The sequence below is a fragment of the Mesorhizobium sp. M0998 genome, assembly GCF_040318885.1.
Lineage (GTDB): Bacteria > Pseudomonadota > Alphaproteobacteria > Rhizobiales > Rhizobiaceae > Mesorhizobium.
The window spans coordinates 88,325-101,431 of sequence record NZ_JAMYND010000011.1 but is presented as its reverse complement, the minus strand read 5'-3'; the positions used below and the strand labels follow the sequence as shown (position 1 = coordinate 101,431).

Here is a 13,107-nt window from a genome sequence, read left to right as displayed (position 1 = left end):
ACGCGCCCCCGCGCTCGGCGGCAGACATAGAACATGACAAAGGCGAAGAAAAGACTGCAGCGCCGCACGTCTATCAAGACGCGCGGCACCGCAACCGTCAGATCACCAGGCCTTTGGTCAGTTCAAGCGCCTGGCGTTCGAACAGCCGGCGGTAGATGCCGCCTTGCAGCCGGATCAGTTGGTCATGCGAGCCCTCTTCGACGATGCGGCCGCGATCGAACACCAAAAGCCTGTCCAGCGCCCGCACCGTCGACAGCCGGTGGGCAATGACCAGCGTCGTGCGGCCGACCATCAACCGCTCCATCGCCTGCTGGATCAGCACCTCCGATTCCGAATCGAGGCTCGACGTTGCCTCATCCAGGATGAGAATGCGCGCATCGGCAAGAAAGGCGCGTGCGATTGCAACGCGCTGACGCTCACCACCCGACAGCTTTACGCCACGCTCGCCGACCAGCGTGCCATACCCTTTCGGCAAATTGGCGATGAAGTCATGCGCGCTGGCCAACCGCGCCGCGTGCTCGATCTCGGCCTGCGTGGCGTCCGGCCGGGCATAGGCGATGTTTTCGGCCAGCGACCGGTGAAACAGGATCGGCTCCTGCTGGACGATTGCGATCTGTCCGCGCAGCGACGCCTGCGCCACATTGGCAATATCCTGGCCGTCGATCAGGATATTGCCCGCAGTCACGTCGTAGAGGCGCTGGATCAGCTTGACGAACGTCGTCTTGCCGGAGCCCGAATGGCCAACCAGCCCAACCCGTTCGCCCGGCGCGATGTCCACCGAAAAGTCGCGATAGAGCGGCAGGCGGTGGCTGCCATAATGGAACGTGACGTTGTCGAAGGTGATACGGCCATCGGTGATCCGGATCGGTTTGGCTCCGGGCCGATCCTCGATGCCGAGTGGTTCGGACTGGAAGTCGACCAGTTCCTCCATGTCGTTGATCGAGCGCTGCAGATTGCGGATATGTGTGCCGATGTCGCGCAGATAGCCTTGCAGCACGAAGAATGAGGTCAGCACGAAGGCGACATCGCCGGCGCTCGCCTGCCCCCACGACCACAACAGCAGGGAGAACCCGATGACCGCTGCCCTCAAAAGCAGCAGCATCGTCCCTTGCGTGGTGCCGTTGACGGTGCCGCGCATCCAGGTGCGGCGCGTGCGACCGCGCCATTTGGCGACGACCTCGGCAAGCCGCGTCTCCTCGCGTTCCTCGGCGCCAAAACCCTTGACCACGGCGTTGCAGCTCACCGCGTCGGCCAGCGAGCCGCCAAGCCGTGTATCCCACGCATTGGCAAGCCTTGCCGCGGGCGCGACATAGCCAAGCGACAGCATCGTCGTCACCGCGATGAACAGAACCGAACCGGTGGCAACGACAGCACCCATCAGCGGCCAGAACCAGCCAAGCAGCAGCGTCGAGCCGACGAGCATGACGACCGATGGCAGCAGCGCGATCAGGATCGTGTCGTTGAGCAGGTCGAGCGCCCACATGCCGCGCGTTATCTTGCGCACCGTCGATCCGGCGAAGCTGTTGGCGTGCCAGTCGGTGGAGAAGCGCTGGACGCGGTGGAAGGCGTCGGCGGCGATATCCGCCATCATCTTCAACGTCAGCTCGACAATGGCCATGAAGGCGAGATTGCGCAGCACGACACCGGTGAGCGCCAGGGCCACCAGCATCGAAAAGGCCGCTGTCGCCGCGTTCCACGCAACATCGTCGGCCGCAGCACTGCTGGCGACGGCATCCACCAGCCGGCCGGAATAGAGCGGCGTCAGCACGTCGGCCAAGGTCGACAGCAGGAATGTGCCCATAATGCCGGCAAGCCGCCACGGCTGACGCCGCCAATGGCTGAGCGTGAAGCCAAGAACGCTGCGAAAGGCGCCCGCGCGCAAATCTATTCGAAAACGAGTCATGATGTCATTCGGGCGCAAACGAGCCCGATCCCACGAAAGTAGAAATTGAAAAACCGCGTCGGCGCCGTTTGGCGCCCGGAGATGCGGAGGTTTGGCGTATTTGGCGGCCCTGTAGAGGGGCGGCGACCGGCAGCGGCGAAATACCGGCCTCGGTTCAGCCTTGCCGCGAGGCTATCTCGGGCGCACTGACCAAGACCTAGGCTTCGCGGCCTCGCATAACGATGTCAAATCCTGGCATTCGGTTCCTCCTGAAGGGGAATCGCGGAGAGGTGTTTATAGAGACGCCTCAACGCCGCGCCAAGTCAGTAGATAGCCAAAAGCGCATCTGGTCCAAGCAGTGAGACGATTTTGCAACAATCGCGGGTTGTGCGCTGCCTCTGTTCAGGTTGCCGGGATACGGTCGAGGCGCATATAGCGGCCGTCGGTGGAAGGCCTGAAGCCGAGCTTCTCGTAAACCGCATGGGCGTCGTTGGTCGACAGGCTCCAATGCGTGACCGTCTTGACGTCCGAGTGGTCGGTAAGCGCCTGGACAAGCCGGGTTCCGATGCTTTGTCCGCGATACCCGGGCCAGACAATTATGTCGGCGAGATAGGCAAATACCGTACGGTCGGTGATCGCCCGGCCGAAGCCGACCTGATTGCCGCCGACATAGGCGCCGACGCACAGTGAGTTGGCAAAAGCGCGGCGGTGCAGTTCATCGCTGCGGCCGCTGCCCCAATAGCTCGCCTTCAAAATGTCGGATGTCGCCCGGAAGTCGATCCGCGACGGGTCGAAGCTGATTTCAAGGTTGGCCATGGCTAAACCGTTAAACAGGCCAATCGCCTACCCGCCATCCCTGAACCGGTTGGTAATGGGATAGCGGCGGTCGCGGCCAAAGTTCTTCCTGGTGATCTTCACGCCGGGCGCCGCCTGCCGGCGCTTGTATTCGGCGACGTAAAGCAGGTGCTCGACGCGCGTCACCGTCGCCCGGTCATGGCCGCGCGCGACGATGTCGTCGACACCCATCTCGTTTTCGATCAGGCACTCCAATATGTCGTCGAGCACCGGATAGGGCGGCAGCGAATCCTGGTCCGTCTGGTTCTCTCGCAGTTCCGCCGAGGGCGCCTTGTCGATGATGTTGTTCGGGATCACCTCGCCGGACGGACCGAGCGCACCCGGCGGCACATGCGCGTTGCGCCAGCGCGACAGCGCATAGACCTGCATCTTGTAGAGGTCCTTGATCGGATTGAAGCCGCCATTCATGTCGCCATAGAGCGTCGCGTAGCCGACCGACATCTCGCTTTTGTTGCCGGTGGTGACCACCATCGAGCCGAACTTGTTGGAAATCGCCATCAGGATGGTGCCGCGGGCCCGGCTCTGCAGGTTTTCCTCGGTGATGCCTTCCTTGGTGCCCTCGAAAAGCTGTGTCAACGTGTGCAGGAAACCCTCGACTGGCTCGAAGATCGGCACGATGTCGTAGCGGCAGCCGAGCGCGCGGGCGCAGTCCTCGGCATCCTTGAGCGAGTCCTTCGAAGTGTAGCGGTAAGGCATCATCACGGCGCGCAGCCGTTCCTCGCCGAGCGCATCGACGGCAAGTGCCGCGCAGATCGCCGAATCGATGCCGCCGGAGAGGCCGAGCACGACATTCTTGAAGCCGTTCTTGTTGACGTAATCGCGCAGGCCCAACATGCAGGCGCGATAGTCGGCCTCCTCCTTTTCCGGGATTTTCGACATCGGTCCGTCAGAGCAGACCCAGATGTCATTCTTTCGCTTCCAGGTGGTGACGTTGACCGTCTCCTCGAACTGGCTCATCTGGAAGGCCAGCGTCTTGTCAGAACCTATGGCAAACGATGCGCCATCGAAAACCAGCTCGTCCTGGCCGCCAAGCTGGTTGGCATAGATAATCGGCAGTCCGCATTCGATGACCTGGCGGATGACGATCTGGTGGCGGACGTCGACCTTGCCGCGGTAATAGGGCGAGCCGTTCGGGACCAGCAGGATTTCCGCGCCGCTTTCGGCCAGCGTCTCGCAGACGGCAACCTCGCCCCAGATATCTTCGCAGATCGGCACTCCCACGCGCACGCCGCGGAAATTGACCGGCCCCTGGATCTCGGGGCCGGCCTGGAAGACGCGCTTCTCGTCGAACTCACCGTAATTCGGCAGATCGAGCTTGTAGCGTTCGGCAAGGATCTTGCCGCCATCGGCAAAGATGATCGAATTGTGCGTGCCGGTCTTGCGCTTCAACGGCGTGCCGATGACGAAACCCGGGCCGCCGTCGGCGGTATCGCCGGCGAAATCCTCCGCCGCCCGCTCGCAGGCCTTCAGGAAGGCGGGCTTCAGCACCAGATCCTCAGGCGGATAGCCGGCAAGGAAAAGCTCGGTAAACAGCACGAGGTCGGCGCCTTGGCGGGCGGCATCCGCCCTCGCCTCGCGTGCCTTGGCAAGATTGCCGGCGACGTCGCCGACCGTCGGATTGAGCTGGGCGACGGCGATGCGCAATATGTCTGGAGCGGTCTTGTCTGTCATGCCCGTGGGTTTAGCGCGGCAAAATTCGTCGGGCAATGGCGTTCGTTTGGACCAAACAGTCGATCCTATTCGCCCATATATTCGCGCAAGGCTTCCGGCGGATGGTTCTCGCCGATCGACATTGCCAGAATGCGCGAAATGTGCCGGCGCGGCAGTCCGGTTTCCGCCGCCCAGGCGTTTATCTGCACTTGGATCTTGCCCAGGTCCTTCTTCGATGTCGGGCTCTGCGCGAGGTCGAGCCCGGCGTCGCGCAGCGCTGCCGCCATGTCGGCCGAGACGATGAAGGCGTCCCACTCCAGCCAGCGCAGAAAATACTGGCCGGTATTGCCGCCGAGCCGGCTGCCATGCTTGCCGAGATAGGCCATCAATCCGACCTGGTCATCCGCCGGCCAATTGGCCAGGAACTTGCCGAAGCTGCCATGCTCCTTCGACACGCGCTCGACGAAGGCTGCGTTGTCGCGTACGGATTTGATCTTCTGCGGATTGCGGACGATGCGCTTGTCGGCTGTGAGATCGTGCCAGAAATCGTCAGGCTGGAACAGCAGCCGCTTCGGCTCGAAGCCAAGAAATGCTTCCTCGAAACCCGGCCATTTCTGCTCGATGACGCGCCAGACAAAGCCGGCGGCAAAAACCCGCTCGGCCATAGTCGACAGGATCCGGTCGTCCGCAATCTTTGCCACCGCGGCATTGTCGGGCATAGGACCCAGCAGCGACGTCAGCGCTGCCTCACCGCCTTTGCGCTTCGCTGCACGGGCGCGAATTTTCTGAAAATCCACCATTGTTTCCTGACCCCATCGCGTCAATCTACCACTTCCCGTAGGAACCGGCAGCTTCTACCTCATCGCGGACGACGGAGGCGACGATGAACAAAACGATCGAGGACCTGGCAAGCCGCTGGCTGAAGCGAAAGCCGGACGGCCTCAGCGCGCTCGAAAGCCGGGTACTGCAATCTACGCTCGAGCGCACCACGATCTCCAAGGACACCAACAAGGCCGTCGCCTTTCACCAGACGTTTGGAGATCGCCTGGCCGACACCATCGCCCGGATCGGCGGCTCTTGGTCCTTCATCCTGGCATTCATTGGCTTCCTGATCCTGTGGACGGCAGGCAATGTCTGGCTCTTGTCGCGCGCCGCCTTCGATCCCTATCCCTTCATCTTCCTCAATCTCGTGCTTTCCATGGTTGCCGCCCTGCAGGCGCCAGTGATCATGATGGCGCAAAACCGCCAGACGGAGCGCGATCGAATCGACGCCGCCCACGACTATGAGGTTAATCTCAAGGCCGAGATCGAGATCATGGCGTTACACGAAAAGCTCGACGAACTGCGCCACAGCCAGATCATCGGCATGCGAGACGAGATCGCCCGGCTGGCCGAGCAGGTGAAGCGCATCGACGACATTCTGTCGAAGCAGCGAACGTCTTCATGACGGAAGTCATCCATCGTCTCATTGAGCAATATGGATTGGTCGCGGTTTTTCTGGGCTGCGTCGCAGAGGGCGAAAGCGCCGCAATTCTTGGCGGTTTTTTTGCGCATCAGCATGTCTTCATCCCGTGGCAGGCGTTTCTCGCAGCCGCGCTCGGCGCCTTCGGTGGCGACACGTTCTTCTTCATCTTGGGACGGAGCTTCGCCGACCATAAATTCGTGATCAGGCTCCGAGCCCGGCCGGGCTTCAGCCACGCCTACCGCCTTGTCACCTCTCATCCCAACATTTTCGTGCTGTCGAACCGCTACATCTATGGCCTCCGCCTGGTCGGCGGCATCGCCGCCGGGCTGTCGGGCATTGCGGCGGCGCGCTTCGTCATCCTCAACGCCATCTCATCGGTGGTCTGGGCGGCACTGTTCTGCACTGTCGGTTATGTCTTCGGGCTGGGCGCGGAGCACATCGTCGGCCAAGCGCTAGCTCGTCACGAGCGATTACTGATCGCTCTGGCAATCGGCCTTGTTGTGGCCATCCTCGGCTGGCTCGCGGCCCATATCGTCGCCAAGAAGGAACTCCGCAAGGGAAGCTGATCGTCAATCAATGCCGAGCGCGCGATCACCCTTCTCGAGGATCAGCGGAATGATCAGGTCTTCCTCGTCGGCAAGATGCCGGGTCAACATGGCGATCAGCCGGCCGTTCTCGTCGGCATAGGCATCGGCGGCGAAACGCTGTTTGTCTTCGCTCTCCTGAAGCGTGCGGATGAAGGCATTTGCCGCCTCGGCATTGCGCTCCAGTCCCTCATGGATTGTGTGGTGATCGGCATCGAGAATCTCGAAGCCGCGCTTCAGACGGGTCTCGGCCCTGGCGAAGACCGGGAAATAATGATGGTCCTCGACATTGTGATGGCCGTCGAGATTGCCGAGGAAATGGTTGAGGCGCGGCGCGAACCAGCGCGCGAATTCCGGCGCGTTCAGCCTACTTTCTCGATAATCGCCGATACCATTGGTGAGCATGCCGCCAAGCTCGCGGAACATGTCGTGCCGCTGCAGCCACATATTGGCTATGCCGTGGATATTGGCATGCGCCTGCCAGTCCTCGCGCGGATATTTTTCGACCAGCCAGCGCAGATCGTCCGGCAGGCCCTCACGTTCAAGCAACAGAAATCCGGTGGTATCGGCCATGTCAGGCCCCTCAGTTGACCGGCATGTAGTGTCTGAAACGTCAGATCGGTCCCCCGAGGATCCGCTCGATGACGGCGACGCCCCATACCCCGGCAGCGATCACCACCGAAATCAGCACCGCCAGCGAACCGCAATCCTTGGCCAGTTGGATATCGACGTTGAATTCGCGGCTGAACGCGTCGCATGCCGCCTCGATGCCGGTGTTCAGCACCTCGATCATGATCATGAGCAGCACCGCGCCGATCAGCAACGCATAGCCGCGCCACGATTCCGAAAGGAACCAGCCGAGCGGCAAGGCAAGCACGAGCAGCGTCAGCTCCAGCTGGAAGGCCTCCTCGCCGGCGGCCAGTTTGCGAAACGCCCGCACCGAATTGTAAAAAGCGTCGATCAGTCGCTGCATGCCAAAACCCTTCGGAATCACCGGCAGGGGATAGCGCAATGGCTGGACCAAGGGAATAAGGCGGCCTCTGCAAAGAATCAGCCGGCTGCCACCTTGATCGACGGCGTCGACTTCTCGAACTGCGGCAGCCCGTCATCGATGGCGTAATAATCGCCCTTGTCGCCGACGAAGATATGACATTCGCCTTGGAGCCTAGTTGGCGCGTCGAACAGCCCTGCCATGACCGAAACATAGCCGTCATCGCTCGGCTTCCAGAACAACAGAGAGCCGCATGTCTTGCAGAAGCCGCGCCTGGCGAACGAAGAGGCCTCGTACCAGGTGATGCTCTTCGCGCCGGTGATTGTAATGTCGCGGTCGGCAACGTTGGTCGCCGCATAAAAATGCCCGCTCTGCTTCCGGCACTGCGAGCAATGGCAGTAGACGACACCGCGTAGCGGTCCTAGTGTCTGGAACCGCACTGCCCCGCACAAGCATGATCCGGTGTGACTTTCAGCCATGTCGGCCTCCCGATGCAATTGCCATCGCCTGGCAGGATTCCAGTTTTGCGCGCGTTAGGCACGAGCAAATGCGACACCGGCGGGATTGAATACAAAAAGCGCCGGTTTTCGCCCGGCGCTTCTTCAATGACATCAAAGTTCAGATCATATCAGCCGTTAACGGCCTGCTTGTGCTGGACCGGATGGGTCTTCTTGAGCAGATCGGAGACCAGGAACGCCAACTCGATCGCCTGGTCAGCGTTGAGGCGCGGATCGCAATGGGTGTGGTAGCGGTCCTGCAGCTCTTCGGCGGTGATGGCGCGGGCGCCACCGGTGCATTCCGTGACGTTCTTGCCGGTCATCTCGACATGGATGCCGCCCGGATGCGTGCCTTCGGCGCGGTGCACCTCGAAGAAGGTCTGCACCTCCTTCAGGATGCGGTCGAATGGCCGTGTCTTGTAGCCGGCGGCCTCGATCGTATTGCCGTGCATCGGGTCGGACGACCACACCACGCTGCGGCCTTCCTTCTGCACCGCGCGCAGCAGTTTGGGCAGATGGTCGGCAACCTTGTCGGAGCCGAAGCGGGCGATCAGCGTCAGCCGGCCGGGCTCGTTCTCCGGATTGAGCAGGTCGATGAGCTGCAACAGGCCATCCGGCGTCAGCGACGGACCGCATTTCAGCCCGAGCGGGTTCTTGATGCCGCGGCAATATTCGACATGCGCATGGTCGGGTTGGCGCGTGCGATCACCGATCCAGATCATGTGGCCAGAGGTGGCGTACCAGTCGCCGGAGGTCGAATCGACGCGGGTCAGCGCCTCCTCGTAGCCGAGCAGCAACGCTTCGTGGCTGGTGTAGAAATCCGTCTCGCGCAGCGCGTAATTGGTCTCCGAGGTGATGCCGACGGCCTTCATGAAGTCCATCGTCTCGGTGATGCGGTTGGCGAGCGATTCGTATTTCTCGCCCTGCGGGCTGTCGGACACGAAGCCGAGCATCCATTGATGCACGTTCTCCAGGCTGGCGTAGCCGCCCTGGGCGAAGGCACGCAAAAGGTTGAGCGTCGCCGCCGATTGGCGGTACGCCATCTCCTGTCTTGCAGGATCGGGAATGCGCGACTTGGCGTCGAACTCGATGCCATTGATGATGTCGCCGCGATAGCTCGGCAGCGTTACACCGCCCTTGGTCTCATTGTCGGACGAGCGCGGCTTGGCGAACTGGCCGGCGACACGGCCGACCTTCACCACCGGCTGGGCGCCGGCGAAGGTCAGCACCACCGACATCTGCAGGAAGACGCGGAAGAAGTCGCGGATATTGTCGGCGCCATGCTCGGCGAAGCTCTCGGCGCAATCGCCGCCCTGCAGAAGGAATGCGTCACCGGCAGCGACGGCTGCAAGCTGCTTCTTCAGCTTGCGTGCCTCACCTGCAAAAACCAACGGCGGAAACGTGGCAAGCTGGGCTTCCGTGTTCCTCAGCGCGGCAAGATCCGGATAGGCAGGAACCTGCTGGATCGGCTTGGCTCTCCACGAATTCGGCGACCATTTCGTCATCGAAGCACCTAACGCTCTTTCACACGGACGCCATCGCCCGCCAATCCGCCCCATATGGGGTCGCGGCTCCATACACGAAGCCGATTTCCTATTCTAGACCGGAAGTGGTCGCGTGGCGAATGAGCACGGCACTGCGAAAGTGCCGATGCGGCTGTGCCCAGAGCACCAGCCACGCGCTGCTACGCCGCCTTCTCCACCAGCCGCGCCAGCTGCGTCATGACAACCGCTGAGCCAGCCAGCCGCTTCTCGGGCGTCGCCCAGTCACGGCTGAAGACGACGCTCTGGTCGGGTCGGATCTTGGCCAGCGAGCCCTGTTCGCCGATGAGCTTGACCAGCCCGACCGGATTGGGGAATTCCCGCTTGCGGAAATGGACGACGACACCTTTCGGCCCGGCGTCGAGCTTCTCCACGTTGGCCTTGCGGCAAAGCGCCTTGATGAAGACGATCTTCAACAGATGCTTTACCTCTTCCGGCAACGGTCCGAACCGGTCGATCAGCTCGGCGCCGAAAGCATCGATCTCTTCCGTATTTTCGAGATCGCCAAGACGGCGATAGAGCGCCAGCCTGAGCTGCAGATCCGGGACGTAGCTTTCCGGGATCATCACCGCCGTGCCGACGGCGATCTGCGGCGACCAGCCGCCGTCCTGCACCTCGCCGGAATCCTTCACTTCGGCCACCGCCTCCTCCAGCATCTGCTGGTAGAGCTCGAAGCCGACCTCCTTGATGTGGCCCGACTGCTCTTCGCCAAGCAGATTGCCGGCGCCGCGGATGTCGAGGTCGTGGCTGGCCAGCTGGAAACCGGCGCCTAGCGTATCGAGCGATTGCAGCACTTTCAGCCGACGCTCGGCTGTATCGGTTAGCTTGCGGTTGGCGGGCAGAGTGAACAGCGCATAGGCGCGCACCTTCGAACGGCCGACGCGGCCACGCAACTGATAGAGCTGAGACAGGCCGAACATGTCGGCGCGGTGTACGATCAGCGTATTGGCGGTCGGTATATCGAGGCCGGATTCGACGATGGTGGTCGACAAAAGCACATCGTACTGGCCGTCATAAAAGGCATTCATGATATCGTCGAGCTCGCCGGGCGGCATCTGGCCGTGGGCCACCGCCACTTTCAGCTCAGGCACGGATTCGCGCAGGAAATCATGGATTTCCGTGAGATCGCTGATACGCGGTACGACGTAGAAGGAATGGCCGCCACGGTAGCGCTCGCGCAGCAGCGTCTCGCGGATGACCAGCGGATCGAAAGGGGAGATGAAGGTACGCACGGCCATGCGATCGACCGGCGGCGTGGCGATCAGCGACAGCTCACGCACCCCGGTCAAGGCAAGCTGAAGCGTTCGCGGGATCGGCGTCGCCGACAGCGTCAGAACGTGGACGTCGGTCTTGAGATCCTTCAGCCGCTCCTTGTGCTTGACGCCGAAATGCTGCTCCTCGTCGATGATCAGCAGGCCGAGATTCTTGAACGAGATCGAGGAGCCGAGCAGTGCGTGCGTGCCGATGACAATGTCGACTTGGCCTTCGGCGACGCCCTTCTTGGTCTCGGCCAGTTCCTTGGCGCCGACCAGCCGCGAGGCCTGGGCGACGCGGATCGGCAGGCCGGAGAAGCGCTGCGAGAAGGTCTTGAAATGCTGGCGCGACAACAATGTCGTCGGCACCACCACCGCGACCTGAAAGCCTTCCATCGCCGCGATGAAGGCGGCACGAAGCGCGACTTCGGTCTTGCCGAAGCCGACATCGCCGCAGATCAGCCGATCCATCGGCTTTCCAGCGCCCAGATCACCCATGACCGAATCGATTGCCGTTTGCTGGTCGTCGGTTTCTTCATAGGGGAAACGCGCCGCAAACTCGCCATAGAGGCCTTCCGCCGGCACCAGCGCCGGTGCGGCCCGCATTTGTCGCTCGGCGGCGATGCGGATCAGCTGCCCGGCCATGTCGAGCAGACGTTTCTTCAGCCGTGCCTTGCGCGATTGCCAGGCGCCGCCGCCAAGCTTGTCGAGCGTCGCCTCGGCCGAATCCGAGCCATAGCGCGACAGCAGCTCGATGTTTTCCACCGGCAAGAACAGCCGATCGTCGCCGGCATAGTGGATTTCAAGGCAATCGTGCGGCGCACCGACCGCCTCGATGGTGCGCAGCCCGATGAAGCGGCCAATGCCATGGTCGGCATGCACGACGATATCGCCTGAAGACAATGCCGAAGCCTCGGCGATGAAGTCGGACGCGCGCTTCTTGCGCTTCGAGCGCCGGATCAGCCGGTCGCCGAGAATGTCCTGCTCGGCGACGACGACCAGTTTCTCGGTCTCGAAGCCGGATTCGAGCGGCAGCACGGCCAGGGCCGCCTGCCCTGGCTCAAGCCTTTCGGCTTCGGCAAGCGTCGCCACCGGCTCCAGATTGCCAAGGTGATGCTCGACCAGGATCTGGCCGAGCCGGTCGAGCGAACCTTCAGTCCAGCCGGCGACGACGACACGGCGGCGTGCAGCGCGCTCGTCGGAAATGTGTTTGACGACGACGTCGAAGACGTTGGCGTTAGGGTCGGCGCGTTCCTCGACGAAGCTGCGGCCATGGCGCGAGCCGGCATGGAACACCTTTTTCGCACCGGCATCGGGCGCGTCGAAGGAGGTGAAGTCGATCGCTTCGCGCGGACCAAGCGAGGCAATCAGGTTCTCGGGCGACAGATAAAGCTGATCCGGCGACACCGGCTTGTAGGGCACGGCATCCTTCAAGGCGCCGTCGGCCTGTTTTTTTCGCGCCTCGTAATGATCGAGGATCAGAGTGTGGCGCTCGGCCAGTGCCTCATGCGCCAGATGATCAAACACCACGGGCGCATCCGGCAGGTAATCGAACACGGTTTCCAGCCGCTCATAGAAGAACGGCAGCCAGTGCTCCATGCCGGCAAACCGCCTGCCCTCGCTGACCGCCGCATAGAGCCCATCGTCGCGCGAGGGCGCGCCAAAGGCTTCGATGTAGGCGCGGCGGAAGCGGCTGATGGTTTCCGGCGTCAGCGCCACCTCGCTCATCGCCTGCAGCGCCATCGACTTGCGTTGGCCGATGGTGCGCTGGGTTGCGGTGTCGAAGACGCGGATCGATTCCAGCGTATCGCCGAAGAAATCGAGGCGCAGTGCCTCCGTCCAGCCGGGCGCGAAGAGATCGAGAATGCCGCCGCGCACGGCAAATTCGCCGATGCCGCGCACCGTCGGCACCCGCTCGAAGCCGGAAGTCTCCAGCCGTGACACCAGCGCGTTCATGTCGATCTGGTTGCCGGGCTTGGCGTGAAAGGTCTGCGCCTCGACGAGTTCCGCCGGCGGAATGCGTTGAAGCAAGGCGTTCGCGGTGGTGAGAATGACGGCGCGGTGCGGCTTCTTCGCCAGCGCGATCATCGCTGCCAGCGCATCGAGCCGCCTTGCGGCGGCGTCGGCGCCGGGCGAGACGCGGTCGTAAGGCAGGCAGTCCCAGGCCGGCAGTTCCAGCACCGGCAGGCCCGGCGCGGCAAAGGCAAGCGCCTCGACGATCGCCGGCAGACGCTGGCCGTCGCGCGCCACGAACAGCACCGGCTTGTCAGGGGCGATCTCGTGCGCAGCCTGCACCAGCGCAAAGGCTTCGTAGCCGTCGGCGACGCCATCGACGATGAACTGGCCGGCGCGGCCTTTCGGCAGACCGATCGTAGGGATAAGGCTCATG

The 13,107-nt window shown here is 62.5% G+C and carries 11 protein-coding genes; 2 read left to right on the top strand and 9 right to left on the bottom strand.

Annotated elements, in window-relative coordinates; translation table 11 throughout:
- Positions 1-97: 97 nt before the first annotated feature.
- From NKH59_RS13085 to NKH59_RS13070, 4 genes are all read right to left on the bottom strand, one after another.
- Positions 98-1,903: an ABC transporter ATP-binding protein gene (locus tag NKH59_RS13085; RefSeq protein ID WP_352540622.1), complete on the bottom strand. Its 1,806-nt coding sequence runs from the start codon at positions 1,901-1,903 to the stop codon at positions 98-100.
- Between the two features lie 381 nt (positions 1,904-2,284).
- Positions 2,285-2,698 (bottom strand): GNAT family N-acetyltransferase, encoded by a 414-nt coding sequence (locus tag NKH59_RS13080; RefSeq protein WP_353022145.1) that lies wholly within the window; start codon positions 2,696-2,698, stop codon positions 2,285-2,287.
- A 27-nt stretch (positions 2,699-2,725) separates the two neighbouring features.
- Entirely contained in the window at positions 2,726-4,408 is a 1,683-nt protein-coding gene (locus NKH59_RS13075; RefSeq protein WP_352540624.1) for an NAD+ synthase, read from the bottom strand.
- Between the two features lie 65 nt (positions 4,409-4,473).
- Positions 4,474-5,187: a DNA-3-methyladenine glycosylase I gene (locus tag NKH59_RS13070; protein WP_352540625.1), complete on the bottom strand. Its 714-nt coding sequence runs from the start codon at positions 5,185-5,187 to the stop codon at positions 4,474-4,476.
- Between the two features lie 83 nt (positions 5,188-5,270).
- Here NKH59_RS13070 and NKH59_RS13065 point away from each other — a divergent pair, with 83 nt between their 5' ends.
- Positions 5,271-5,834: a DUF1003 domain-containing protein gene (locus tag NKH59_RS13065; protein ID WP_023680015.1), complete on the top strand. Its 564-nt coding sequence runs from the start codon at positions 5,271-5,273 to the stop codon at positions 5,832-5,834.
- Positions 5,831-6,418 carry a DedA family protein gene (locus NKH59_RS13060; protein WP_352540626.1) on the top strand — a complete coding sequence of 196 codons (588 nt, stop codon included), beginning with the start codon at positions 5,831-5,833 and terminating at the stop codon, positions 6,416-6,418. The genes NKH59_RS13065 and NKH59_RS13060 overlap by 4 nt, the downstream gene beginning before the upstream one ends.
- A gap of 3 nt (positions 6,419-6,421) precedes the next feature.
- On the opposite strand, the gene NKH59_RS13055 is transcribed toward NKH59_RS13060, so the two are convergent.
- From NKH59_RS13055 to mfd, 5 genes are all read right to left on the bottom strand, one after another.
- Positions 6,422-7,009 carry a hemerythrin domain-containing protein gene (locus NKH59_RS13055; protein ID WP_352540627.1) on the bottom strand — a complete coding sequence of 196 codons (588 nt, stop codon included), beginning with the start codon at positions 7,007-7,009 and terminating at the stop codon, positions 6,422-6,424.
- A gap of 40 nt (positions 7,010-7,049) precedes the next feature.
- Positions 7,050-7,409, bottom strand: a complete 360-nt coding sequence (locus NKH59_RS13050) for a diacylglycerol kinase (RefSeq protein WP_352540628.1) — start codon at positions 7,407-7,409, stop codon at positions 7,050-7,052.
- A gap of 77 nt (positions 7,410-7,486) precedes the next feature.
- The gene (locus NKH59_RS13045; RefSeq protein ID WP_352540629.1) at positions 7,487-7,906 is read right to left on the bottom strand and encodes a GFA family protein; all 420 of its coding nucleotides are present in this window, start codon (positions 7,904-7,906) and stop codon (positions 7,487-7,489) included.
- Positions 7,907-8,055: 149 nt separating this feature from the next.
- A complete protein-coding gene (locus NKH59_RS13040) occupies positions 8,056-9,429 on the bottom strand; it encodes a class II 3-deoxy-7-phosphoheptulonate synthase (RefSeq protein WP_352540630.1) in 1,374 nt (457 codons plus the stop codon).
- 179 nt (positions 9,430-9,608) lie between these two features.
- Positions 9,609-13,106, bottom strand: a complete 3,498-nt coding sequence (gene mfd / locus NKH59_RS13035) for a transcription-repair coupling factor (RefSeq protein ID WP_352502470.1) — start codon at positions 13,104-13,106, stop codon at positions 9,609-9,611.
- Position 13,107 lies beyond the last annotated feature (1 nt).